The sequence below is a fragment of the Cupriavidus sp. C1SS-2L genome, from assembly GCF_057073735.1.
The window spans coordinates 1,518,123-1,542,730 of sequence record NZ_CP172708.1; the positions used below are offsets into that span (position 1 = coordinate 1,518,123).

Here is a 24,608-nt window from a genome sequence, read left to right on the forward strand (position 1 = left end):
TTGCTATTCGCGGGCACGCGTCAGTGCCGGACTGGCCGGCGCACAAGCGATTGCGCTACGAACACAACTACATTTCTGGATTGGATCACGACCATGTCGAACGTCATTGAAAACCTCGGCAAACTGGACCGCAAGGTGACCCTGGCCATTCCCAAGGCCGAAGTCGAAAAGGAAAAGCAGGACCGCCTGGTTCGCCTGTCGAAGACGGTGAAGATGTCGGGCTTCCGTCCGGGCAAGGTGCCGATGAAGATGGTCGAGAAGCAATACGGCCAGCAAGTCGAATTCGAAGTGCGCTTCGACAAAGCTGCCCGCAAGTTCTTCGACATCACCAAGGAACAGGACGTCAAGGTTGCTGGCCAGCCGAAGTTCGAGATCAAGACCGAAGGCGTGGGCGAGGACGAAGTCGCGTTCGACGCCACCTTCGAGGTGTACCCGGAAGTCAAGCTGGGCGACCTGACTGGCGCGGAAGTGACCCGCACCAAGACCGAGATCACCGATGCCGAGATCGACAAGACCATCGACATCCTGCGCAAACAGCGCGTGCACTACCACGTGCGCGGCGAAGCCGGCGAGCACGGTGACGGCGGCGGCGATGTGACCGCCCAGAACGGCGACCGCGTGACGCTGGACTTCGTCGGCAAGATCGAAGGCGTGGAATTCGCTGGCGGCAAGGCTGAGGACTTCCCGTTCGTGCTCGGCGAAGGCCGCATGCTGCCCGAGTTCGAAGCTGCCACGCTGGGCCTGAAGGTCGGTGAGAGCAAGAGCTTCCCGCTGTCGTTCCCGGCCGACTATCACGGCAAGGACGTGGCCGGCAAGACCGCCGAGTTCACCGTCACGCTGAAGAAGATCGAGTGGGCGCACCTGCCGGAAGTGAACGACGCGTTCGCGAAGTCGCTGGGCATCGCCGACGGCAACGTCGACAAGATGCGTGCTGATATCCGCGAAAACCTCGAGCGCGAAGTGAAGCGCCGCACGCACGCCATGCTGAAGGATCAGGTCATGGAAGCGCTGCTGAAGGTGAGTGAGCTGGATGTGCCGAAGGCCCTGATCGAACAGGACCAGGAGCGCCTGGTGGAAATGGCCCGCCGCGACCTCGAGCAGCGTGGCATGCCGAACGCCAAAGACATGCCGATTCCGGCCGAGATGTTCGCACAGCAGGCCGAGCGCCGCGTCAAGCTGGGCCTGATCCTGGCCGAGATCGTCAAGGCCCACGGCCTGGAAGCCAAGGCTGACCAGATCAAGGCCGAGATCGAGGACTTCGCCAAGAGCTACGAAGATCCGAAGGAAGTCATGCGCTGGTACTACGGCGACCAGCAGCGCCTGGCCGAGATGGAAGCCTACGTGCTCGAAAACAACGTGGTAAATTTCGTGTGCGACAAGGCCAAGGTCACCGACAAGTCGGTGTCCTTCGAGGAACTGACCGCCGAAGGCAACGCACAGCAAGCCTGAGGTCCGGCATGATCCGCAGTCCCCGCGCCGTAGTGCGGGGGCGTGAAGCCCGGCGTTCCTTGCCATCCAACGATACCCTGGAGAACTTGCATGACCCGCAATGATTTGCTTGACCGTCTCGCCACCACGCAGGCTTCGGCGCTGGAAACCCAGGGTCTGGGGCTGGTGCCGATGGTCGTCGAGCAGTCCGGCCGGGGCGAGCGTGCCTACGACATCTATTCGCGCCTGCTGAAGGAGCGTGTGGTGTTCCTGGTTGGCGAGGTCAATGACCAGACCGCCAACCTGGTGGTGGCGCAATTGCTGTTCCTGGAAAGCGAGAACCCGGACAAGGATATTTCGCTGTACATCAACTCGCCGGGCGGTTCGGTCTCGGCAGGCCTGGCGATCTACGACACGATGCAGTTCGTCAAGCCCGATGTGCAGACGCTGTGCATGGGCATGGCAGCAAGCATGGGCGCGTTCCTGCTCGCGGCCGGTGCCAAGGGCAAGCGCTCGGCGCTGCCTAACTCGCGCATCATGATCCACCAGCCGCTTGGCGGCGCGCGTGGCCAGGCTTCCGATATCGAGATCCAGGCCCGCGAGATCCTGTACCTGCGCGAACGCCTGAACAGCATCCTGTCCGAAGTGACCGGCCAACCGGTCGAGAAGATTGCGCGCGATACCGATCGCGACAACTTCATGAGCGGCGACCAGGCAGTGGACTACGGCCTGATCGACAAGGTTATTGCCCGCCGCAGCTGATGCTGCGGGCCGCTGCGGCAAGGTTGTGCGCGGCGGCACGTCGGCTGGCCAAACGGCACAGGCTACACCGGAACGAGGCCTTGTGCCTCGTTTTTTGCATTTGACCCACAGGCCGGGATAACCCCCGCCGGTTGGGCAAATTGTTTTGGCGTATGATGCGTTAGAAGCGTACTCCTGCGGCGCTCCCTGTACCGCAATGCGCACACTGCTAAGTGACTGATTCCTATGGCGGAAAAAAAAGGTTCATCCAGCGAAAAGCTTCTCTACTGCTCCTTCTGCGGCAAGAGCCAGCATGAAGTGAAGAAGCTGATTGCCGGCCCGTCGGTGTTCATCTGCGACGAATGCATCGACCTGTGCAACGAAATCATCCGCGACGAAGCCACTGCGTCCGAGAAGGATGCGGCTGCGGCCACCCGTTCCGACCTGCCCACACCGCATGAGATCCGCGAAAGCCTGGACCAGTATGTGATCGGGCAGGAGCAGGCCAAGAAGATTCTGGCCGTGGCGGTGTACAACCATTACAAGCGCCTCAAGCACCTCGGCAAGAAGGACGACGTCGAGCTCTCGAAGAGCAATATCCTGCTGATCGGCCCCACCGGTTCGGGAAAGACGCTGCTGGCCCAGACGCTGGCGCGCCTGCTCAACGTGCCGTTCGTGATCGCGGACGCGACCACGCTGACCGAAGCAGGCTATGTCGGCGAGGATGTCGAGAACATCATCCAGAAGCTGCTGCAGAACTGCAATTACGAGGTCGAGAAGGCGCAGCGCGGTATTGTCTACATCGACGAAATCGACAAGATCTCGCGCAAGTCGGACAACCCGTCGATCACGCGCGATGTCTCGGGCGAGGGCGTCCAGCAGGCACTGCTCAAGCTGATCGAAGGCACCATGGCATCGGTGCCGCCGCAAGGTGGCCGCAAGCATCCAAACCAGGACTTCCTGCAGGTCGACACCACGAACATCCTGTTCATTTGCGGTGGCGCGTTCGATGGCCTCGAGAAGGTCATCATGCAGCGCTCGGACAAGACTGGCATCGGTTTTGCTGCGCAGGTGCAAAGCAAGGAAGAACGCGAAGTCAGCGAAGTGCTGCCGCAGACCGAACCGGAAGACCTGATCAAGTTCGGCCTGATTCCCGAACTGATCGGCCGCCTGCCGGTCGTGGCTACGCTGGCCAAGCTCGACGAAACCGCGCTGGTGCAGATCCTGATCGAGCCGAAGAACGCGCTGGTCAAGCAGTACCAGAAGCTGCTGGCGATGGAAGGCGTGGAACTGGAAATCCGCCCTGCGGCACTGTCGGCGATCGCGCGCAAGGCGATCCGTCGCAAGACGGGTGCGCGTGGATTGCGTTCCATCCTGGAGCAATCGCTGATGGACGTTATGTACGACCTGCCGAACTACAAGGGCGTGCAAAAAGTGGTCATCGACGAGAGCACCATCAACGGAGACGCACCGCCGCTGCTGATGTACGAGGAACAGCAGCCGAAGGTGTCAGGCTCCAACTGACGCGAGCGCTGTCCGGGTGAAGAGGTCAAAATCCCATGGCAGCCAGCCAGAAAGGCCGTTCGCGTAGAAGCGAGCGGCTTTTTTTGTTTATTTCAACCGACGAAGAGGAGGAAACGCGGGTATGCTGTTCCAGATGGGCCTGCAAGTGCAGGATGCGGCATCAGCCTGTCAATCCAAATCGGTTTCGTCTCGGTATCTTGTAATCGATTTGGGCGGCCCAATTTACGCCTTAAATGACTGACTTGGGGAAAATGATGTCCGGAACACAACTCCTCCCGGCCGAGCCGATTCGCCTCCCACTGTTGCCCTTGCGCGACGTGGTGGTGTTTCCGCACATGGTGATCCCGTTGTTCGTGGGACGCCCGAAGTCCATCAAGGCGCTTGAGACTGCGATGGAGTCGGGCAAGAGCATTATGCTCGTGGCGCAGAAGACTGCCGCCAAAGACGAACCGACCGCCGACGACCTGTATGAGGTCGGCTGCATCGCCAACATTCTGCAGATGCTGAAGCTGCCCGACGGTACCGTGAAGGTGCTGGTGGAAGGCACGCAGCGTGCAAACATCCGCGAGGTCAGCGAGGACGAGTCGCACTTCATGTGCGAAGCCGTTCCCGTGCCACCCGCAGCGGTTGAAAGCGCCGAGACCGAGGCCCTGCGCCGCGCGATCGTGTCGCAGTTCGACCAGTACGTGAAGCTCAACAAGAAGATCCCGCCGGAGATCCTGACCTCGCTGTCGGGCATCGATGAGGCAGGCCGCCTGGCCGACACGATCGCCGCGCACCTGCCGATCAAGCTCGAGCAGAAGCAGAAGATCCTGGAAATGGTCAATGTGACCGAGCGCCTGGAAAGCCTGCTGTCGCAGCTCGAGGGCGAGATCGACATCCTGCAGGTCGAAAAGCGCATCCGTGGCCGCGTCAAGCGCCAGATGGAAAAGAGCCAGCGCGAGTACTACCTGAACGAGCAGGTCAAGGCGATCCAGAAGGAACTCGGCGAAGGCGAAGAGGGCGCCGACCTGGAAGAACTCGACAAGCGCATCAAGGCTGCGCGCATGCCGAAGGAAGCCAAGAAGAAGGCCGACGCTGAATTCAAGAAGCTCAAGCTGATGTCGCCGATGTCGGCGGAAGCCACCGTCGTGCGCAACTACATCGACACGCTGGTGAACCTGCCGTGGCGCAAGAAGAGCAAGGTCAACAACGACCTGGCCAACGCCGAGCGCGTGCTTGATGAAGACCACTACGGTCTCGAGAAGGTCAAGGAACGTATCCTTGAATATCTTGCCGTGCAACAGCGCGTGGACAAGGTCAAGGCTCCGATCCTGTGCCTGGTCGGGCCTCCCGGCGTGGGTAAGACCTCGCTCGGCCAATCGGTGGCGCGCGCGACGAACCGCAAGTTCGTGCGCATGGCACTCGGTGGCGTGCGTGACGAAGCCGAGATCCGCGGTCACCGCCGTACCTACATTGGTTCGATGCCGGGCAAGATCCTGCAGAGCCTGTCGAAGGTCGGCGTGCGCAATCCGCTCTTCCTGCTCGACGAAATCGACAAGATGGGCATGGATTTCCGTGGCGACCCGTCTTCGGCGCTGCTTGAAGTGCTGGACCCGGAACAGAACCACACGTTCCAGGACCACTACATCGAAGTGGACTTCGACCTGTCCGACGTAATGTTCGTGGCGACGTCGAACTCGCTGAACATTCCGCCGCCGCTGCTCGACCGTATGGAAGTGATCCGCCTGTCGGGTTACACCGAGGACGAGAAGCTCAACATCGCGACGCGATACCTGCTGCCCAAGCAGATCAAGAACAACGGTCTGAAGGCTGGCGAGATCGAGGTCACCGATGCGGCGATCCGCGACATCATTCGCTATTACACACGCGAAGCCGGTGTGCGTTCGCTTGAGCGCGAGGTGTCCAAGATTGCTCGCAAGGCGGTCAAGCTCCTGCTGCTGAAGAAGGAGTCGGGCACGATCAAGGTCGATTCGGAGAACCTCGACAAGTTCCTCGGCGTGCGCAAGTACGACTTCGGCCTGGCCGGCAAGGAAAACCAGGTCGGTCAGGTGACCGGTCTGGCGTGGACGGAAGTGGGCGGCGATCTGCTGACCATCGAAGCCGCGATCATGCCGGGCAAGGGCAACATCACGCGTACTGGTTCGCTGGGCGACGTGATGAAGGAGTCGGTCGAGGCGGCACGTTCGGTGGTGCGTTCGCGGGCGCGTCGGCTGGGCATCACGGATGAGATGTTCGAGAAGCGTGACATCCATATCCACGTGCCTGAAGGCGCAACGCCCAAGGACGGTCCGTCGGCTGGCGGTGCCATGACCACGGCGCTGGTGTCGGTGCTGACCGGTATCCCGGTGCGGGCGGATGTCGCCATGACCGGAGAGATCACACTGCGCGGTGAAGTGCTGCCGATCGGTGGCCTCAAGGAAAAGCTGCTGGCTGCCCACCGTGGCGGTATCAAGCTGGTGCTGATCCCTGAGGAAAATGTGAAGGATCTCGCCGAGATTCCCGACAACGTGAAAAACGCCATCGAGATCGTGCCGGTCCGCTGGATCGACAAGGTGCTGGAGCTGGCACTCGAGCGCAAGCCCGAGCCGCTGCCCGAGGAAGACGCCAAGCCTGCCGAAGTGGCGGACAAGGCGGCGTCCAAGGTCGAGATGATCCACCACTGATCCGTCTGCTTCACAGCAGGTGAGAACGCCGCGGAGTGAAACCCGCGGCGTTTTACTTTCCGGAGGTGGCTTCTGCGAGATTGTTGAGATTATTGCGTTCGGTACTTGGCAAATCGAAAACTCTCGTATTACAATCGCGGCCTCGCAACGCAAACTGCGGCAATCAAGCAGCAACCGCCGGGTCGTGCGAAGCGAGATTGCCCTGCAGGCTGCCATGCCTGCGATGGTCTAGTGGGTGCTTAGCTCAGTTGGTAGAGCGGCGCCCTTACAAGGCGTAGGTCGGGGGTTCGAACCCCTCAGCACCCACCACTAAGCCACCGCGCATGGACTCAAGTCTCTCAGGGAGCCGACAAAGGAGTGGTAGTTCAGTCGGTTAGAATACCGGCCTGTCACGCCGGGGGTCGCGGGTTCGAGTCCCGTCCACTCCGCCAGATCATGTAGTGCCAAAATGCCCGCTGATGCGGGCATTTTTGTTTGGGGCGCAAGCGGTGTCTGCGAGGCCACGAACCGGATTTGGCCTCTGGCTTCTCCGGCGCGGCCCTTGGCCGCCAAATGGCTGTGCAGCGCCCGGCTCCTGCTAGAATCGCGGAGTTTGACTTCGTGCCAACCCTCTTACCCGAGTCCGCATGCTTGATTTCGTACGCAATAACCGGCGCTTGATGCTTTTGCTGCTGCTGGTGCTTGTCTTTCCGTCGTTCGTGTTCTTCGGCGTGGAGAGCTACTCGCGCTTCATGGACAGCTCGCACGATGTCGCGAAGGTCGACGGCCGCGCGATCACGGTGCAGGAAGTGGACAACGTGGTGCGTGAACAAAGCGAGCGCATGCGCCAGATGCTTGGCGCCAGCTACGATCCGCGCCAGTTCGAGGGCCCGATGCTGCGCAAAAACGTGACGGATCAGCTGATCCTGCAACGCGTGGTGGCCAATGAGGTGGCGCGCGAACACCTGACGGTGTCGAACGCACGCCTGTACGAGGCAATCAATAGCATTCCGGCGATTGCGCAACTGCCGCGCAAGCAGGACGGTTCGGTCGACGACAAGGCCTATGTGCAACTGCTGGCGGCGCAAGGCATGACGCCGGAGCAGTTCGATGCGCGCATGCGCTTTGACCTCGCCACGCAGCAACTGGGCACTTCGATCGCCGGCACGGCCTTCGTGCCCAAGTCTCTGCTGGACCGCCTGATTGCCGTGCGCGACCAGCAGCGCGACGTTCAGGCCCTGTTGTTCAAGCCGGCCGACTACGCATCCAAGGTGCAGCCTGATGCCGCCGCGCTCAAGGCGTACTACGAGAGCCACCAGTCCGCGTTCTCCGTGCCCGAGCAGGCCAAGGTGGAATACGTCGTGCTGTCCGGCGATGCACTGGCAGCAAGCCAGGCCGTCAGTCCCGAGGAACTGAAGTCCTACTACGACAGCAATATCGCGCGCTTCCGCACGGAAGAGCAGCGCCGCGCGAGCCATATCCTCATCGCGGCACCCAAGGATGGCCCGGCGGCGGCGCGTCAGGCGGCCAAGGACAAGGCCGGCAAGCTGCTGGAAGAGCTGCGCAAGCACCCCGATACATTTGCCGACGTGGCGCGCAAGCAGTCGCAGGATCCGGGTTCGGCGGAGAAGGGCGGTGATCTCGGCTTCATGGGCCATGGCGCACTGGTCAAGCCGTTCGAAGATGCGATGTACGCGCTCAAGGACGGCCAGATCAGCGACGTGGTCGAGACCGACTACGGCTACCACATCATCAAGCTGACGGGCATCAAGCCGTCCGAAACCAAACCGCTGGACGCCGTGCGGCCCGAGCTTGAAGCCGAGCTGCGCAAGCAGTTCGCCGCCAAGAAGTACGCCGAAGATGCCGATGCCTTCGGCAACATGGTGTACGAGCAAGCAGATAGCCTGAAGCCTGCTGCCGACAAGTTCAAGCTGACGATCCAGACCGCGGACAACGTGACGCGCCAGCCGAATCCGGCGCTGGGCCAAAACAATCCGCTCAACAATGAGAAGGTCCTCAAGGCGCTATTCAGCGATGACGCCATCAAGAACAAGCGCAACACGGAGGCTGTTCAGGTCGGTCCGACCACGCTGGTTGCGGCGCGCATCGTGGACTACCGCCCGGCGACCGTGCGCAAGTTCGAGGAAGTCGAGGCCAAGGTCCGCGAAGGCTATATCGCCCAGCAGGCCGCGGAGCTCGCTCGCAAGGATGGCGAGGCACGCGTGGAAGCCCTGAAGAAGAGCGACAGCGCGCAAGGCTTCGGCGCCGTCACGATGGTGTCGCGTGCCAAGGCTGAAGGCATGGAACCCAAGGCCGTGGAAGCCATCATGCGGGCCGATGCCTCGAAGCTGCCCGCGGTGGTGGGTGTGGATCTGCGTGCGAACGGCTATGCGGTCTATCGCATCACCAAGATTTCGCAGCCGCAGCAGGCCAATGAGGGCCAGCGCCAGGCAGAGGCGCAACAGCTCTCGCAACTGGCCGGCCAGACCGAGCTTGGTGCGTACTACGAGAGCCTGAAGGCGCGGTCGAAGGTCAAGATCCTGAAGCCGGTTGCCACGGCGGACAACGGGGCCGGCAGCGAAGCGGCTGCGCAATAGCGCTTAGTGCAATGACAAAGCCCCCTGCGAATTCCGCAGGGGGCTTTTTCTTTGTGTTGTTGGTGGCCAGAGGTGCCGTCAGCCTTTGCCGCCGGCCCTGAGCAAGGGCTTGAGGTGAGGCCACACAGTGTCCAGCAGGGCTGGCTGTGCGTCGGCCGTTGGATGGATTCGATCGGGCTGGAACCAGTCCTGGCGTGTGATGACCTTGTCGAGGAAGAACGGTACCAGCGGCGCCTTGAATTCCTGTGCCAGTCGCGGATAGAGCGCGAAGAACTTTTCGGTGTAGTCCTGGCCATAGTTAGGCGGGATACGCATGCCAATCAGCAGCACGCGCGCGCCGGCTTTCTGGGCACCGCCAACGATGGTACGCAAATTCGATTCGGTCACCTGGAGCGAGAGGCCGCGCAAGGCGTCATTGGCTCCCAGTTCCACGATCACCACGGCCGGCCGATGCCGAGCCAGCAAGTCAGGCAATCGCGTCTTGCCGCCGATCGTGGTCTCTCCGCTGATGCTCGCGTTGACGACGCTATAATCGAGACGCTCTTTCTGCAAGCGCTGCTGCAGCAGGCTGACCCAGCCAGAGCCGCGTGCAATGCCGTACTCGGCCGACAGGCTGTCGCCAAGTACCAGTACGGCAGGTGCCGCCTGCGCGGTGGCCCCTGCCGCCGTCACCATGAAGGCCATGCATGCGGCCAGTGCCGCCTTGTGCCAACTGCTTCGGATCCAACTGTTCATGTCCTCTTCCATCCTCGACGTCGAGTCATTGGGAAAGACCGTTGCCGATACGACCGGTTCGCTGACGATTCTGCACGACGTCACGTTTTCCGTCACGGCCGGCGAAACGCTCGCGATCGTGGGCGCATCGGGTTCGGGGAAATCCACGTTGCTCGGCTTGCTGGCAGGGTTAGACTTGCCGACGAACGGCGCGGTGCGCCTCATGGGTCAGGACCTTTTCGCGCTTGACGAGGATCAGCGTGCGGCGCTGCGGGGCAGGCACGTTGGTTTCGTGTTCCAGTCGTTCCAGCTCGTGGGGCACCTGACGGCGCTGGAGAATGTCATGCTGCCGCTCGAACTGCGCGGCGAAACCGAACGGGTCAGGGAGCGCGCAGTCGATATGCTGGAGCGCGTTGGCCTGGGCGCCCGGCTCAACCACTATCCGCGTACGCTTTCGGGCGGTGAACAGCAGCGTGTGGCGCTTGCCCGCGCCTTCGTTACGCGTCCGGATATCTTGTTTGCCGATGAGCCCACGGGCAGCCTCGATACTTCGACTGGCGAGGCCGTGATCGCCTTGATGTTCGAGCTTAACCGCGACGCCGGCTCGACGCTGGTACTGGTCACGCACGACCGCTCAGTGGCGGCGCGTTGCAACCGCATCCTGACCATCGAAGCCGGCCGCGTGGCCAGCGACGAGTGGATGGCCACCGAGGTCTAGCCGTTCCTTGCCAGCACGCCGCGTGCGCGTGCGATCAGGGCCGCCGTAGAGGCGTCGTGCGAGCCCGCCTGGGCACCGTTCAGCTCCGACTCGATCGGACGTGCGAGGATCTTGCCCAGTTCCACGCCCCATTGGTCGAATGAGTTGATGTTCCAGACCACGCCCTGCACGAACGTCCTGTGCTCGTAGAGCGCGATCAGCGCGCCCAGCACGTGCGGGGTCAGGTCTTCCATCAGTAGCGTATTGCTGGGGCGGTTGCCCTCGAAGACCATATGCGCAATGCGCAGCTCGTCGGTCATGCCGGCGGCGCGCAATTCCTCCGCGGATCGGCCGCGCATCAGCGCTTCGGCCTGTGCAAAGCAATTGGCGAGCAGCTTGGCATGATGGCCCGGCAACTCGCGCGGCGGCACCAGCGGGGCCACGAAATCGACCGGTACGATCTGCGATCCCTGGTGGATCATCTGGAAGTACGCATGCTGACCGTTGGTGCCCGCGGTACCCCACACGACCGGCGAAGTATGCGTGCGCACGCGGCGTCCGTTGAGCTGCACCGTCTTGCCGTTGCTCTCCATTTCCAGTTGCTGCAGGAACGCGGGGAACAGCTCCAGCGACGTGGAGTAGGGCGCCATGCAACTGGTGGGCAGGTTGAAGAAGTTGCGGTACCAAATGCCGAGCATGCCAAGCACCACCGGCATGTTGCGTTCGAGCGGGGCTGTACGGAAGTGCTCGTCCATGGCGCGCCCGCCCGCAAGCAGGTCCGCGAAGGCATTGAAGCCGACCGCCAGCGCGGTCGACAGGCCGACCGAGGACCACAGCGAAAAGCGGCCGCCGATCCAGTCCCAGAACTCGAACATATTGGCCGGGTCGATGCCGAACGCACGCACGGCGTCCACATTGGTCGACACCGCGACGAAATGCCGGGCGAGCTGATCCTCGGCAACGCCGTTGTCCAGATACCATTGCCGCGCGCTGTGCGCGTTGGCCATGGTCTCCAGCGTCGTGAAGGTCTTCGAGCAGACGATCATCAGGGTGCGTCGCGGATCCAGCCGTTCAAGCGCTTCGGCGAGTTCCGTGCCGTCGACGTTCGACACAAAGTGCATGCGCGGGCCCGAGTGGCCGTCGTCGTGCGCAAGGTGCGACAGGGCGCGGCATACCATCTTCGGACCGAGGTCGGAGCCACCAATGCCGATGTTTACGACATCGGTGATGCGCTCGCCGGTCGTGCCGGTCCACGCGCCACTGCGGACGGCTTCGGAAAAGGCACGCATGCGTACCAGCACATTCTGGATAGCCGGTACGACAGGGACACCGTCAACCTTGAAACCGGCACCGGCTGTGGCACGCAATGCGACGTGTAGCGCCGCCCGGTCTTCCGTTGCGTTGATATGCTCGCCGGCAAACATCGCATCGCGACGTGCCGGTACGCCGGCCTCATCGGCAAGTTGCAGCAACAGCTGCATGGTCTGCGGCGTGATTCGGTTCTTGGAGTAGTCCAGGTACAGGCCAGCGGCTTCCAGCGAAAACTGCCTGACACGATCCGCGCCGTTCTCGGCAAACCAATCCGCCATCTGGTGATCGCGAATGGCGTCGTGATGCTGCTGAAGGGCGTTCCAGGCGTGAAGATTCGTGGGCATGCGGGGCACTGATTCGTTTCAGGAGCTCGAGGCCCGGATATTTCCCGGGCTTTGCAAGTATAAGGCGTGTATGGTGTCGATCACGGCTTCTCGGGTGCCGTTATCGTTACGAGATGAAACGGTAGCGTACCCGTTGGCCGCGGGCCTGTCGGCTTTTGTCCGATTGTGTCGATAGTACGGCGGGATTGCGACCGTTGCTGCACCGGGACAGCCGCGTGCACTATCCCGCCTTGCCAGCGAGCAAGGCGTTGAAGACGTTACGCGCGGGGATGGCAAGTTCACTCGCGGTCAGCCCTGCCGGGCCCATACCCTGCGCGACGAGCACGTCGGCGGCCCGTCCATGAATCCACACGGCTGCTTGCGCGGCCTCCGCAGGCGGCATTCCCTGCGCCAGCAGCGCGCCGGCCATGCCGGCGAGCACATCACCGGTCCCGGCACTCGCAAGCGCCGCATTGCCAGTCGGGTTGATCGTGCTCGCGGCGATGCCGGGGGAGGCAATCACGGAACCAGAACCCTTGAGCACGACGATCGCCTGCCATCGCGCCGCCAATGCTTCGGCCGCTGCCAGCCGGTCGCACTGTACGGCCGCGACGGTGCTGCCCAGCAGGCGTGCTGCTTCGAGCGGGTGCGGCGTCATGATGCGCGGTAGCACTGAAGCGGTCAGCGTGCCGGCCAGCCCGGCCTCGGCCGCGAGCAGGTTGAGCGCATCGGCATCCAGCACCAGCGATGGCGGCGAGGGTGCACGGGCGGCGTCTTGGAGGATCTGTGCGAGCGCCTTGCATGCGGCGGGGTCCGTCCCCATGCCGGGACCGATCACCAATGCGGACATGGCGTCGAGCGCCAGTCCGGCAAGCGGATGGAGCATCAGTTCCGGATGGATAGGGTCGACCGCGGGCGTAGACGGCGCAAGAAAGCCGATATGGACCTTACCGGCGCCAAGGAATTGCGCCGCGCGCGCGCCCAACAGCGGGGCGCCGGTCATGCCTGAACTGCCGCCGATGATGGCGAGCGATCCGAATGTGCCCTTGTTGGTGGCGTGCCTGCGCGCGGGCAATGCGTGCCGGAACAAGGCTGGCCCATTCACCAGGGCTCGCGGCCCTTGCGCCGGCGGATAGTCCAGCCCAAGCGGCGCGATGTCGACGACACCGGCGCAATCGCGCCCATCTAGCGTGAGCAGGCCGGGCTTGGCGCCGAGGAACGTGAGCGTGCGGCACGCCCGCACTGCCGGTTCGCCGGCCCCTGTATCGGCGAACAGGCCGCTCGGGATATCGAGTGCAAACACCGCGGCCGGCGCCTGCGCGAGGCGCTCGATCCATGTCGCCATGCTGCCGCTCGCAGCGCGGTTCAGGCCGATGCCTAGCAGGCCGTCGACGATCGCCGCCATCCCTTCGGGCCATGCCGCAGTTGCGGGCATGGCCTGCATGGGCACGCCGGCGGCCGTGGCTTCCTGCCACGCTCGCGTGGCGTCGCCTGGCATGCGCGCAGGATCGCCTGCGAGCCAGACCTCGACCTTGCGCCCGGCCTGGTGCAGGCGCGTTGCCGCAACCATAGCGTCGCCGCCATTGTTGCCCGGCCCTGCGAGAAACAGCAGCATCCCTTCAGGCGCGTGCCCGGCCAGCCATTCGGCCGCGGCGCTACCCGCGCGCGACATCAGTTCGAACGATGGCAGCCGTGCAAAGGCTTCGTTCTCGATGCGGCGGATCGTATCGACGTCATAAAGCGGGATGGCCTCGGCCGAGTCGGCGGTCAGTGCAGTCCAGTCATCGGCCGCAAGGGAAGGGTGGGGGCGGGTCGTATTCATGCGGTTTCGGATCGCGCCGGCGCCCGCGGCGATCGGGCGCCGGGCTGGCTTATTCGTCGCGCAGGGAAGGCTGCACGATGCTTTCCAATGCAAGGGCGGTGCCGATCAATTGCGCATCGCGCATGGGGCCATGGGACAGCATCAACCCCACGGGCAGTTCGTCGGGCGCATGGCAGGGCAGCGAGATCGAGCCGCCGTCGAGGAAGTTGAAGGCCGAGGTATTGCGAAGCAGCAGCGCGTTGGTGCGGAGGAACAAATCGTCGTCTGCGCGCAGCGGTTCAATGGCGGGAGCGACCATCGGCACGGTCGGGCAGATGACCGCATCAAAGCGCGCGAGGCGGGCTTCCACGCGTGAAATCCAGTCGATGCGCGCGCGGGCCAGATCGACGTAGTCTGCTGCACCCATGGCTGCTCCGCGGTCAATGCGCATGGCAACGCGCGGGTCGTACATGTTGCGCCGCGAGGCGAGTGTGTGGCGATGGATGGAAAAGGCCTCGGCCGCGCTGAAGCCGCCTGCGGCGTTCAGGCCCGGGAGTTCGGCGAGTTCAGGCAGGTCGGTGTGCTCCAGTTGCACGCCGGCGGCCGACAATCGGCCCAGCGCGCGGTCGAACGCGCGCGCGACCACGGGGTCGAGGTCGTCCAGCAGTACCTGGCGCGGGATGGCCAGGCGAAGCGCCGCGGCGGCGGGAGCGCTTGGCACCAGCGCGTTGTCGGCAATTACACTGTCCACCAGCAGGCAGTCATTGACCGTGCGAGCCATCGCACAGGCGGTGTCCAGCGTGTAGGACAATGGAAAGGCGCCGGTCAGCGGCACGCGGCGCGTGGTCGGTTTGAACCCGGTCAGGCCGCACAGCGCTGCGGGAATTCGGATCGATCCGCCTGTGTCGCTGCCGAGCGCCGCGACCGCCAGCCCGAGTGCCACCGAAACGGCCGCGCCCGACGACGATCCTCCGGGGATGCGGGCGATACCATCGGCGCTTGCCGGGTTCACCGGCGTGCCGAAATGGGGATTGATGCCCACGCCCGAGAAGGCGAACTCGGTCATGTTGGTGCGCCCGACCAGGGCCGCACCGGCGTGGCGCAGGCGTGCGACCACGGTGGCGTCGGCCGTCGCCGGGGGAGCGTCGTGCCGTACCGCCGAGGCTGCGCGCGTGACCTCGCCGGCCACATCGAAGAGATCCTTGACCGAAACCGGCAAGCCGGCCAGAGGGTGCAGCGCTTTGCCGGCACGGCCCGCCGCATCGGCGGCGCGGGCGGTCTGGAGGGCGGTATCGAACGTGCTATGCAGGAAGACTGCCTGGGCGCGGGGCTGGGAGGCTGCATCGGCAGCGGCTTCGATCAGTTCGACGCGGCTTATGGCGCCTTCGCGCAGACGGGCATGCAGTGTGTTGAGGTCAGGAAGCATCGGTGGCGTGGAGGCGGGCAGGGTGCGCGCTGGCTCCAGGCGTGCCGCCGTCCGAGCCCTGCCTGTTCTTGTCAGTCACTCATGCTCATAATTTGCCGATAAACTGTCAAGCCAAAATTAGCGGGAGCCGCACATGGGCAAGGCCCGGCGGCCCCCGAGCAAGGTAGCAAGGAGTATTTCCCATGGCACGCAAGCCCGCCGCGCCCGGTCCGGTCCCCGAGTCGGATCTTGCCTCCGCGCCGGACACCGCCCCCCTCAGTCCCGTCACGTCGCTGTCGCGCGCCCCGGGCACCAACATTGTGTCGTCGTCGCACCTGGTGTCGGCGCGCAGCCCCGAGTTGTCCGAGTTCGAGTTCGGCCTGAACACCGCTTACAACGCCTACAGCCGCTGGGTGGTGCGCTGTATGGGCGCGGCCGGCGTGCGCGACCTCACGTTCCTCGATGTACTGGTGGTGCACCATGTCAACCATCGCGGCCGCGCCAAAAGACTGGCCGATATCTGCTTCGTGCTGAACGTCGAAGACACCCACCTCGTCACGTATTCGCTCAAGAAACTGCAGGGCCTCGGGCTGGTGACTGGCGAGCGGATCGGCAAGGAGGCCACGTATTCGACCACGCCGGCCGGCGCCGAAGCCTGCGCGCGCTACCGTGAAATCCGCGAACAATGCCTGACCAGCAACTTCACCGAAGGCAGCCAGGAAAATGCCGAGATCGGCGAACTGGCTCGCCTGCTGCGCGTACTGACGGGACTTTACGAACAGGCCGCGCGCTCGGCTACGTCACTCTGACCGCCGGAAGCGGGGTATAAACGCAAAAAGTGACGCATAAGCATTATCACTGCAAGCCGTAACACGGGATTGCCCGGATGGCGCAGTGCAAAATCCGGGTGCCGGCAAGGTACAATAGCGGTTTCCCGCCGGCCGGCACCCCATGCAGCGGTGCCGGCAAGCAGCAGCCCCTACCTCCTACGCCTCCCGACCGCTACGATCATGGCGCATTTTTCGTGCTTCCCCGGCGCTTTGGCGCTTTCCGCCTTCCGCCAGCAACGCCTGCTCACCGCCCTGCGGCAGATCGACACCGATATCGAATCGGTGCACGGCCAGTTCCTCCATTTCGTGGATTCGGACACCGCGCTGTCCACTGAAGACCAGAGCCGCATTGCCGCGCTGCTGACCTACGGCGCCCCGTTCGCCGAGCAGGCCGAGGGCGACCGCTTCGTCGTGATTCCCCGTTTCGGCACGATCTCGCCGTGGGCCAGCAAGGCGACGGATATCGCGCACAACTGCGGTCTCACGCATGTGCACCGCATCGAGCGCGGCATCGAGATCACCGTGATCTGCAAGAAGGGCCTGCTGCGCGGGCGCAAGTCGCTGGACGCCGGCACGCGCGCCGCCGTCGCCGCGCACCTGTTCGACCGCATGACCGAAGCCGTGGTCGCCACGCGCGAGGATGCCGCCGGCCTGTTCGAGGAACTGCCGGCCAAGCTGCTGCGCTTCATCGACATCTCCGCCGGCCGCGACGCCCTGGCCGCTGCGAACGTCGAGATGGGCCTGGCATTGTCCGAAGACGAAATCGACTACCTGGTCGACGCCTACGCGAAGCTTGAGCGCAATCCGACCGATGTCGAACTGATGATGTTCGCGCAGGCCAACAGTGAGCACTGCCGCCACAAGATCTTTAACGCCACGTGGACCATCGACGGCGTGCAGCAGGACAAGTCGCTGTTCGCGATGATCCGCAACACGCACCAGCTCAATCCGCAGGGCTCGATCGTGGCCTACTCGGACAATTCCGCCGTGATGGAAGGTGGTGTGGCCGAGCGCTGGTTCCCGCGCGGCGATGCGCACAAATACGACCGCCACGAAGCGCTGACGCACACGCTGATGAAGGTGGAGACGCACAATCACCCGACCGCGATCTCGCCGTTTCCGGGCGCCTCCACTGGCGCTGGCGGTGAAATCCGCGACGAAGGCGCGACGGGCCGCGGCGCCAAGCCGAAGGCTGGCCTGACCGGTTTCACGGTGTCCAACCTGATGCTGCCCGAGGCCGTCGAGTCGTGGGAAAACGACCGCGACGCCGCGCAGCCGGTGGCGCACCGCAACCCCGACGACAAGCCCGGCGTGACCGGCAAGCCGGACCGCATCGCCTCGCCGCTGCAGATCATGATCGACGGCCCGCTCGGCGGCGCCGCGTTCAACAACGAATTCGGCCGTGCCAACCTGGGCGGCTACTTCCGTGTCTACGAGCAGAACGTCGGCGGCACCGTGCGTGGCTACCACAAGCCGATCATGATCGCGGGCGGCATTGGCAACATCGATGCCAGCCACACACACAAGAATGACCTGCCGGCCGGCACGCTGCTGATCCAGCTGGGCGGCCCGGGCATGCGCATTGGCATGGGTGGCGGCGCGGCCAGCTCGATGGCAACCGGCACGAACACCGCTGATCTGGACTTTGACTCGGTCCAGCGCGGCAACCCGGAAATGGAGCGCCGCGCCCAGGAAGTCATCAACGCCTGCTGGCAGCTCGGCGACGAGAACCCGATCCTGTCGATTCACGATGTCGGCGCGGGTGGCATTTCCAATGCATTCCCTGAAGTGGTCGATGGCGCGGGCCGCGGCGCGTGCTTCGATCTGCGCAAGGTGCACCTCGAGGAATCCGGCCTGTCGCCGGCTGAAATCTGGTGCAACGAATCGCAGGAGCGTTACGTGCTGGCCATCGCGCCGGACAGCTTCGCGAAGTTCCAGGCCATGTGCGAGCGCGAGCGCTCGCCGTTCGCCGTGGTCGGCATCGCCACCGAAGAGAAGCAGCTGCAACTGGTCGATTCGCACGTCGACGCCGCGCTCAAGGAGCACTATGCGGTCGACATGCCGATGGAAGTGCTGCTGGGCAAGCCGCCGCGCATGCATCGCGACGTGACACGCGTCGAGCAGTCGCTGCCTGCCGTGGATGTCACTGGCATCGCACTGGAACAGGCCGTGCGCGACGTGCTGCGCCACCCGACCGTGGCCAACAAGTCGTTCCTGATCAGCATCGGCGACCGTACCGTCGGTGGCATGAACGCGCGCGACCAAATGGTCGGCCCGTGGCAGGTCCCGGTGGCCGACGTGGCCGTGACCACGCTCGACTACAAGGGCAACGCCGGCGAGGCGATGACCATGGGCGAGCGCACGCCGCTGGCCGTGATCAACGCGCCGGCCTCCGGCCGCATGGCGATTGGCGAAGCGCTGACCAACCTGGCTGCAGCGCCGGTCACGGACCTCGGCAAGGTCAAGCTGTCTGCCAACTGGATGGCTGCTTGCGGCGTGGAAGGCGAGGACGCCAAGCTGTACGACACCGTCCATGCCGTCGGCATGGAGCTGTGCCCGGCACTCGGCATCAGCATCCCGGTCGGCAAGGATTCGCTGTCGATGCGCACCAAATGGCAGGACGAAGGCGTGGCCAAGGAAGTCGTCGCGCCGGTGTCGCTGATTATCTCGGCATTCGCTGCAGTCGATGACGTGAATCGCACGCTGACGCCGCAACTGCGTACCGACGTGGGCGACACGGTGCTGATCAGCATCGACCTGAGCCGCGGCAAGAACCGCATGGGCGGAAGCATCCTGGCCCAGGTCACGCAGCAGGTTGGCGACAGCGCGCCGGATGTGGACAGTGCCGAGGACCTGAAGAACTTCTTCAACGTGATCCAGCGCCTGAACCGCGAGGGCAAGCTGCTGGCTTACCACGACCGTTCCGACGGCGGCTTCATGGCCACGCTCGCGGAAATGGCGTTTGCCGGCCACTGCGGCATCTCGCTGAACGTCGACATGCTGGCGCTGGACCCGCAGCAGGAACAGGACTTCGGCGACGCCAAGAACTGGGCCCAGCAGATTGCCGAGCGCCGCAACGACCAGACGCTGCGCGCGCTGTTCTCGGAAGAGCTTGGTGCTGTGGTGCAGGTGCGCCTGCAGGACCGCGACACGGTGTTCGCCGTGCTGCGTGAAGCCGGCCTGTCGGCCTGCAGCCACGTGGTGGGCAAGCCCAACACGACCGACCAGATCGAGATTTATCGCGATGCCAAGAAGGTGTTTGGCGCGTCGCGCACCGACCTGCAGCGCAACTGGAGCGAGGTGAGCTGGCGTATCGCGCGCCTGCGCGACAACCCGGCCTGCGCGGACAGTGAGTACGATCGTCTGCTCGATGCTGCGGACCCTGGCATCAGCCCTGTGCTGACGTTCGACGTGGCCGAGGACATCGCCGCTCCGTTCATCGCGACCGGCGCGCGTCCGCGCGTAGCGATCCTGCGCGAGCAGGGCGTCAACTCGCAGATCGAGATGGCGTACAGCATGGATCGCGCGGGCTTTGACACGCACGATGTCCATATGAGCGACCTGATTGCCGGCCGTGCAAATCTCGCCGACTTCAAGGGCTTTGTCGCATGCGGGGGCTTCAGCTACGGCGACGTGCTGGGTGCGGGTGAAGGCTGGGCCAAGACCATCCTGTTCAACGCGCAGATGGCCGAGCAGTTCGCGGCGTTCTTCAATCGCCAGGACACCTTCGCTCTAGGCGTGTGCAATGGTTGCCAGATGATGAGCAACCTGGCCCCGATCATCCCGGGTGCCGGTGCATGGCCGAAGTTCACGCGCAACCAGTCGGAGCAGTACGAGGCACGCTACGTCACGGTAGAAGTGCAGCAGTCGCCGTCGATCTTCTTCGCCGGCATGGAAGGCAGCCGTATTCCTATCGTCGTGGCACACGGCGAAGGGTTTGCTGATTTCTCGCAGCAGGGGGATATCGGGCAGGCGAATGTGGCGCTGCGATTCGTGGATAACCACGGCGCGGTCACGCAGACCTATCCGCTGAACCCGAACGGTTCGCCGGACGGCATCACCTCGGTGACGACGACCGATGGCCGCTTTACCGTGCTGATGCCGCACCCTGAACGCGTGTTCCGCACCGCCACCATGAGCTGGGCGCCGGATGCCTGGAAGCAGGTCGCCGACGGCGCGAGCCCGTGGATGCGCATGTTCCGCAATGCGCGGAAGTGGGTGGGGTAAGGCCGGGAGGCCATGCCGGGCAGCATCAGTTGCCCGGCGCATGATCGCCGCAAGCGGCGTGGCGTAGCCCGGATCCGGGGTGCGCCACGCCGTTTTTCTTATTCGGGCAACGGCGCCATCAAGCGCGAACTCCACGACGCATAGGCGAAGTGCAGCAGCCTGTGCCGATCACAATCCTGAAGGGGAACAATCTCGCCGCGAGATTCCTTGTAAGCCACCACCGCCCGAAGAATCTTCTCAGGCGCATAGCGGTCACGCAGGGGCAAGTATTGATGGAGCGCGCGCCACCCGGGGGCGGCGCCGTCAAGCGATGCCGAGGCTAGCGCGCAATAGCACATGCCCCGGGAAGAGAGGTGCCAGAGTTGCCAGTAGCCGGTCTGTGGCTCCACGCTGCTGCTTCCTTCTAGTCTGCAGCCCGGCGGGGGTACCGGCCTGCAACGTTACTGGATCTTGGCCTTGTCCTTGAGGGACTTCATCATGGCCTGGAACTGTTCGCGCTGCCAGTTCTGGTCGCCCATCATCATCTGCATGAGCTGCGGTTTGACCTCTTCGAAGCTCGGGATCTTCGCGTCGCGCGTGTCGACGAGCTCGATGATGTGCCAGCCGAATTGAGTCTTGACCGGCGTATCGGTCATCTGACCCTTCTTCAGGGTAGTCATAGCCGCAGAAAATTCCGGCACGTAGCTACCGCTGTTGGCCCAGTCGAGGTCACCGCCATTGGCAGCCGAACCCGGGTCCTTGGACGAGGCCTTGGCCATGTCCTCGAACTTCGCGCCGCCCTTGATCTTGGCGATGATGGCCTTGGCGTCGGCTTCCTTTTCCACCAGGATGTGGCGGACGTGGTATTCCTTTCCGTTGCCGAACTGCGACTTGATCTTGTCGTACTGCTTGCGCAGTTCGTCGTCGCTGGCGCCGTGGGTTTTGACGTAGTCTTCGAACACCGCGCCGGCGAGCACGTTCAGGCGGGCCTGTTCCAGTTGCTCCTGAATGTCGTCGCGCTGGGTCAGGCCGCGCTTGTTGGCTTCCTGCACCAGCAGTTCGCGGTCGATCAGCATGCTGCGCGCACGGTCCCGCAGTTCCGGGTTGGCGGGCTGGCCGGTGCCGGCGATCAGCTTGTCCAGCTTGGCCGAGGGAATGGCCTTGCCATTCACGACAGCGGCATTCTGGGCGGCTGCGGGCAGGCTGCCGGCAGCGAGCACAGCCGCCAGGCTGAACGAGAGGACGGTGGTCTTCATGGAATCAGGTCTGAGAGTTGCTGGAAGAACCGCGTGAAGTTTCGCGGGATTGAAATTCTTGATCGGTGAACGCGGTCACGGCCAAAGCGTGGATCTGCGTGGGGAACAGACCGCGCAGCGCATCATACACCATACGGTGCCGCGCAACGCGGGTGTGACCCGTAAAGCGCTCGCTGACGATGGTCACATCATAGTGGCCGCCGCCGGATGCCGCGCCGGCGTGGCCCGCGTGCAACGCGCTGTCGTCGCGCACGATGAGATGGCTGGGGGCGAGCGCTTCGCGCAGCATCGCCTCGATAGTGGCGGGATCAGCTGCCATTTGTATTCCTCAGGGATTCTTGGGGCGCGGCCGGAGTGCCGGCCACGTCAACGTAACGCAGGCAATCAATCCTGCGCGTTTTCCTGCATGTGGCGCGACAGCCAGACGCTTTGCACGATGATGAAGACGAGCATGAGCCCCATGCTGCCGAACAGCTTAAAGTTCACCCAGGCGTCGGTGGAGAACTGGTACGCCACATAGAGGTTCAGCAGCCCCATGACGGCGAAGAAGCTGGCCCAGGCGAGATTGAGGCGCGCCCAGACGGCGTCCGGCAGCGTGACCTGCTTTTCCATCATGGCGCGGATCAGGTTCTTGCGCCAGCCGAGCACCGAGCCCATCAGCGCTGCCGTGAACATCCAGTAGAGGACGGTCGGCTTCCACTTGATGAAGGTCTCGTTGTGCAGCACCAGCGTGGCGCCGCCGAACACGCCGATGATCAGCAGGCTGACCCACTGCATCGGTTCGACCTTGCGGTGGCGCAGCCACACCCAGCCGATCTGGACCAGCGTGGCGCCGATGGCCACGGCGGTGGCGGTATAGATGCCGGCCAGCTTGAAGGCGGCAAAGAAAAGGATGACCGGAAACAGGTCGAACAGGAATTTCATGCAGGAATGATTCTGGTTGGCGGGCCTGGCAGCGTGCCTGGCCCGCGGGCCGGCTGCACGGGCCAGGCGCATGTGCGTCAGCCGTCGCGCTCAGCCGGGTCGCGATCGTCGAATTTTAGCGCAGCCGAGTTGATGCAATAGCGCAGCCCGGTCGGCGCGGGGCCATCTTCGAATACATGGCCCAGATGGCTGCCGCATTCCTTGCAACGGACCTCGACGCGCACCATGCCGTGCGTGTGGTCGGCGTGCTCGGCAATCACTTCGCCGTTGATGGGCCGGAAGTAGCTGGGCCAGCCGCAGCCGGCGTCAAACTTGGTGGCCGATTCGAACAGCGGCGTCCCACAGCCAACGCATTTGTAGATGCCGTTGTCCCAGTGATCCCAGTAGCGGCCCGTGAATGGGCGCTCGGTCGCGGCCTCGCGTGTGACGCGGTATTCGATGTCGGAGAGTTGCTCGCGCCACTCGGCTTCGGTCTTGCTTGTGGTCATGCTCAATCCTTTCGGTAGGGGGCTGGCGTTCCTGCCGGCCTCACGCATTGGTCGCGGCCGTGGCCCGAACCTTACACCAGCGCCGGCAAGTGTGCCGGCGCGTGCAAGGCGATGATCAGGACGAACAGCTCACTTCCAGGCCGCCCGCCCAGTCAGGCGGCAGCGCGGCGTAGGCTTCGGCCTCCGGCTGTTCGTCGAACGGGCGCGACAGCACGGCCAGCAGGCGGTCCACTTCGCTGAAGTCCTTTTCGCGCGCGCGCCGGATGGCGATCTCCGCAAGGTGGTTGCGCAGCACATACTTGGGATTCACCGCCAGCATGGCGACGCGCCGGGCTGCATCATCGGACTGCTCCGCGCGCAGGCGGTTCCGGTAGCTTTCCGCCCAGGTGTCCCACGCGGCACGGTCCAGGAACAGATCGCGCACCGGCGCATCGCCCGAGCCATCTGCGGACGAGATGCGGGCGAGGTTGCGCCAAAACAAGGTGTAGTCGACGTGCTGCTCGTGCAAGAGCTGGAACAGGCTCGTCAGCAGCGGCTCGTCTTCCTTGTCGCCGCCCGCGGGCATGTGAATGCCCAGTTTTGCGCGGTAGTGGCGGAAAAACTCGCTCGCGTAGCGATCGCGGAACGGGTCCAGCGCTTCGCGCGCCTGCGCCACGGCGCCGTCACGCGCGGCCTCGTCGGCACCGGGCTCCAGCCATAGCGGCAGCAGCGCCTGGGCCAGGCAATGCAGATTCCAGAACGCGACCTGCGGCTGCTGGCTGTAGGCGTAGCGGCCCTGCGTGTCCGAGTGGTTGCAGATGTGGTTGGCGTCGAACGCGTCAAGGAAGCCGAACGGACCATAGTCGATGGTCAGCCCGAGGATCGACATATTGTCGGTATTCATCACGCCGTGGCAGAAGCCGATCGCCTGCCAGTGCGCGACCATGTCGGCGGTACGCAGCGACACCTCGCGCAGAAGCGCCTGGTACGGCTGGGCCGCTTCGCGGCAGGCCGGCATGAAATTGTTGATGACGAAGTCGGCAAGCTGGCGCAGGGCCGCCACGTCTTCATGTGCGGCGAAGTGTTCGAAGTGCCCGAAGCGGATAAAGGTGGGCGCCAGCCGTGTGACCACGGCGGCAGTCTCGATGGTCTCGCGCCGCACAGGCGCATCCGAGCCGATGATGCTCAGCGCGCGCGTGGTCGGTACGCCGAGCGCTGCCATGGCTTCCGAGCACAGGTATTCGCGGATCGACGAGCGCAGCACCGCGCGGCCGTCCGCCATGCGCGAATAGGGCGTCAGCCCGGCGCCCTTGAGCTGGATTTCCCACGGGCCGGTATCGGTCTGCGCCTGCGCCAGCCGGATCGCGCGCCCGTCGCCGAGCTGACCGGCCCAGACGCCGAACTGGTGCCCCGAATACACGGCGGCCAGCGGGTCGGCCCAGTCAGGGACGCTGTTGCCCACAAAGGCCTCAATGAAGTCCGGCTCTGACGCTGCCTCTACCGGCATGCCAAGCAGCGCCGCAGCGTTCGGTGCCACGCTGACCAGATAGGCCGATGGCAATGGCGTGGGACGCAGCCGCGTGAAGAAGCGCTCGCCCAGTTCGGCGAAGCCGGGCATGGTCGGGAAGGGCGCGCTCAGCGTTGCAACGCTATCGGCGGCGTCGCGCGGGGTGGTCTGAGAAGGATGGGTATCGGACATTGTCTGGGGGCGAGCCGCGTGGCGATGGATTCAGGGCTGG

General features: G+C 64.1%; 17 protein-coding genes and 2 tRNA genes. 10 read left to right on the forward strand and 9 right to left on the reverse strand.

Annotation, left to right across the window (positions count from 1 at the left end):
- Window positions 1-93 precede the first annotated feature (93 nt).
- The 7 genes from tig (at window position 94) to ACIGJG_RS07180 (ending at window position 8,935) form a co-directional block, all read left to right on the forward strand.
- Entirely contained in the window at window positions 94-1,449 is a 1,356-nt protein-coding gene (gene tig / locus ACIGJG_RS07150; protein ID WP_011297548.1) for a trigger factor, read from the forward strand.
- 90 nt (window positions 1,450-1,539) lie between these two features.
- Complete coding sequence (gene clpP / locus ACIGJG_RS07155; protein ID WP_011297549.1) at window positions 1,540-2,190, forward strand: ATP-dependent Clp endopeptidase proteolytic subunit ClpP; 651 nt, start codon at window positions 1,540-1,542, stop codon at window positions 2,188-2,190.
- Between the two features lie 225 nt (window positions 2,191-2,415).
- Window positions 2,416-3,693 (forward strand): ATP-dependent Clp protease ATP-binding subunit ClpX, encoded by a 1,278-nt coding sequence (gene clpX, locus ACIGJG_RS07160; RefSeq protein ID WP_011297550.1) that lies wholly within the window; start codon window positions 2,416-2,418, stop codon window positions 3,691-3,693.
- Window positions 3,694-3,947: 254 nt separating this feature from the next.
- A complete protein-coding gene (gene lon, locus ACIGJG_RS07165; RefSeq protein ID WP_011297551.1) occupies window positions 3,948-6,359 on the forward strand; it encodes an endopeptidase La in 2,412 nt (803 codons plus the stop codon).
- A gap of 233 nt (window positions 6,360-6,592) precedes the next feature.
- Window positions 6,593-6,668, forward strand: a tRNA-Val gene (locus ACIGJG_RS07170).
- Window positions 6,669-6,713: 45 nt separating this feature from the next.
- Window positions 6,714-6,790: transfer RNA gene (locus ACIGJG_RS07175), tRNA-Asp, on the forward strand.
- A gap of 195 nt (window positions 6,791-6,985) precedes the next feature.
- Window positions 6,986-8,935 carry a SurA N-terminal domain-containing protein gene (locus ACIGJG_RS07180; RefSeq protein ID WP_483672944.1) on the forward strand — a complete coding sequence of 650 codons (1,950 nt, stop codon included), beginning with the start codon at window positions 6,986-6,988 and terminating at the stop codon, window positions 8,933-8,935.
- A 78-nt stretch (window positions 8,936-9,013) separates the two neighbouring features.
- Here the strand turns inward: ACIGJG_RS07180 and ACIGJG_RS07185 are convergent, their stop codons facing one another.
- Complete coding sequence (locus tag ACIGJG_RS07185) at window positions 9,014-9,670, reverse strand: arylesterase (RefSeq protein ID WP_041679572.1); 657 nt, start codon at window positions 9,668-9,670, stop codon at window positions 9,014-9,016.
- Here ACIGJG_RS07185 and ACIGJG_RS07190 point away from each other — a divergent pair.
- Window positions 9,669-10,367: an ABC transporter ATP-binding protein gene (locus tag ACIGJG_RS07190; RefSeq protein ID WP_011297554.1), complete on the forward strand. Its 699-nt coding sequence runs from the start codon at window positions 9,669-9,671 to the stop codon at window positions 10,365-10,367. The two genes, ACIGJG_RS07185 and ACIGJG_RS07190, sit on opposite strands and share 2 nt — an antisense overlap.
- On the opposite strand, the gene pgi is transcribed toward ACIGJG_RS07190, so the two are convergent.
- The 3 genes from pgi to ACIGJG_RS07205 all read right to left on the reverse strand — a co-directional run bounded on the left by pgi (window position 10,364) and on the right by ACIGJG_RS07205 (window position 15,207).
- On the reverse strand, window positions 10,364-12,001 hold the full coding sequence (pgi, locus tag ACIGJG_RS07195) for a glucose-6-phosphate isomerase (RefSeq protein WP_011297555.1): 1,638 nt from the start codon (window positions 11,999-12,001) through the stop codon (window positions 10,364-10,366). The two genes, ACIGJG_RS07190 and pgi, sit on opposite strands and share 4 nt — an antisense overlap.
- 220 nt (window positions 12,002-12,221) lie before the next feature.
- Complete coding sequence (locus ACIGJG_RS07200) at window positions 12,222-13,802, reverse strand: NAD(P)H-hydrate dehydratase (RefSeq protein ID WP_220631524.1); 1,581 nt, start codon at window positions 13,800-13,802, stop codon at window positions 12,222-12,224.
- A 49-nt stretch (window positions 13,803-13,851) separates the two neighbouring features.
- Entirely contained in the window at window positions 13,852-15,207 is a 1,356-nt protein-coding gene (locus ACIGJG_RS07205; protein ID WP_220631525.1) for an amidase, read from the reverse strand.
- A 182-nt stretch (window positions 15,208-15,389) separates the two neighbouring features.
- Here ACIGJG_RS07205 and ACIGJG_RS07210 point away from each other — a divergent pair, with 182 nt between their 5' ends.
- Window positions 15,390-15,995 (forward strand): winged helix DNA-binding protein, encoded by a 606-nt coding sequence (locus ACIGJG_RS07210; RefSeq protein WP_011297558.1) that lies wholly within the window; start codon window positions 15,390-15,392, stop codon window positions 15,993-15,995.
- Window positions 15,996-16,196: 201 nt separating this feature from the next.
- A complete protein-coding gene (purL, locus tag ACIGJG_RS07215) occupies window positions 16,197-20,243 on the forward strand; it encodes a phosphoribosylformylglycinamidine synthase (protein ID WP_483672945.1) in 4,047 nt (1,348 codons plus the stop codon).
- A 440-nt stretch (window positions 20,244-20,683) separates the two neighbouring features.
- On the opposite strand, the gene ACIGJG_RS07220 is transcribed toward purL, so the two are convergent.
- The 5 genes from ACIGJG_RS07220 to ACIGJG_RS07240 all read right to left on the reverse strand — a co-directional run bounded on the left by ACIGJG_RS07220 (window position 20,684) and on the right by ACIGJG_RS07240 (window position 24,568).
- Window positions 20,684-21,478: a peptidylprolyl isomerase gene (locus tag ACIGJG_RS07220; protein WP_011297561.1), complete on the reverse strand. Its 795-nt coding sequence runs from the start codon at window positions 21,476-21,478 to the stop codon at window positions 20,684-20,686.
- A 4-nt stretch (window positions 21,479-21,482) separates the two neighbouring features.
- Window positions 21,483-21,797 carry a BolA family protein gene (locus tag ACIGJG_RS07225; RefSeq protein WP_011297562.1) on the reverse strand — a complete coding sequence of 105 codons (315 nt, stop codon included), beginning with the start codon at window positions 21,795-21,797 and terminating at the stop codon, window positions 21,483-21,485.
- A gap of 65 nt (window positions 21,798-21,862) precedes the next feature.
- On the reverse strand, window positions 21,863-22,402 hold the full coding sequence (locus tag ACIGJG_RS07230) for a septation protein A (RefSeq protein ID WP_011297563.1): 540 nt from the start codon (window positions 22,400-22,402) through the stop codon (window positions 21,863-21,865).
- Between the two features lie 77 nt (window positions 22,403-22,479).
- Window positions 22,480-22,890 (reverse strand): peptide-methionine (R)-S-oxide reductase MsrB, encoded by a 411-nt coding sequence (msrB, locus tag ACIGJG_RS07235; protein WP_011297564.1) that lies wholly within the window; start codon window positions 22,888-22,890, stop codon window positions 22,480-22,482.
- Window positions 22,891-23,005: 115 nt separating this feature from the next.
- Window positions 23,006-24,568 (reverse strand): protein adenylyltransferase SelO, encoded by a 1,563-nt coding sequence (locus ACIGJG_RS07240; RefSeq protein ID WP_483672948.1) that lies wholly within the window; start codon window positions 24,566-24,568, stop codon window positions 23,006-23,008.
- Window positions 24,569-24,608: the final 40 nt, after the last annotated feature.

Coding starts and splice junctions, on each gene's coding strand:
- tig (WP_011297548.1), top strand. CDS start 94: ATGTCGAACGTCATTGAAAACCTCGGCAAACTGGACCGCAAGGTGACC.
- clpP (WP_011297549.1), top strand. CDS start 1,540: ATGACCCGCAATGATTTGCTTGACCGTCTCGCCACCACGCAGGCTTCG.
- clpX (WP_011297550.1), top strand. CDS start 2,416: ATGGCGGAAAAAAAAGGTTCATCCAGCGAAAAGCTTCTCTACTGCTCC.
- lon (WP_011297551.1), top strand. CDS start 3,948: ATGTCCGGAACACAACTCCTCCCGGCCGAGCCGATTCGCCTCCCACTG.
- ACIGJG_RS07180 (WP_483672944.1), top strand. CDS start 6,986: ATGCTTGATTTCGTACGCAATAACCGGCGCTTGATGCTTTTGCTGCTG.
- ACIGJG_RS07190 (WP_011297554.1), top strand. CDS start 9,669: ATGTCCTCTTCCATCCTCGACGTCGAGTCATTGGGAAAGACCGTTGCC.
- ACIGJG_RS07185 (WP_041679572.1), bottom strand. CDS start 9,670: ATGAACAGTTGGATCCGAAGCAGTTGGCACAAGGCGGCACTGGCCGCA.
- pgi (WP_011297555.1), bottom strand. CDS start 12,001: ATGCCCACGAATCTTCACGCCTGGAACGCCCTTCAGCAGCATCACGAC.
- ACIGJG_RS07200 (WP_220631524.1), bottom strand. CDS start 13,802: ATGAATACGACCCGCCCCCACCCTTCCCTTGCGGCCGATGACTGGACT.
- ACIGJG_RS07205 (WP_220631525.1), bottom strand. CDS start 15,207: ATGCTTCCTGACCTCAACACACTGCATGCCCGTCTGCGCGAAGGCGCC.
- ACIGJG_RS07210 (WP_011297558.1), top strand. CDS start 15,390: ATGGCACGCAAGCCCGCCGCGCCCGGTCCGGTCCCCGAGTCGGATCTT.
- purL (WP_483672945.1), top strand. CDS start 16,197: ATGGCGCATTTTTCGTGCTTCCCCGGCGCTTTGGCGCTTTCCGCCTTC.
- ACIGJG_RS07220 (WP_011297561.1), bottom strand. CDS start 21,478: ATGAAGACCACCGTCCTCTCGTTCAGCCTGGCGGCTGTGCTCGCTGCC.
- ACIGJG_RS07225 (WP_011297562.1), bottom strand. CDS start 21,797: ATGGCAGCTGATCCCGCCACTATCGAGGCGATGCTGCGCGAAGCGCTC.
- ACIGJG_RS07230 (WP_011297563.1), bottom strand. CDS start 22,402: ATGAAATTCCTGTTCGACCTGTTTCCGGTCATCCTTTTCTTTGCCGCC.
- msrB (WP_011297564.1), bottom strand. CDS start 22,890: ATGACCACAAGCAAGACCGAAGCCGAGTGGCGCGAGCAACTCTCCGAC.
- ACIGJG_RS07240 (WP_483672948.1), bottom strand. CDS start 24,568: ATGTCCGATACCCATCCTTCTCAGACCACCCCGCGCGACGCCGCCGAT.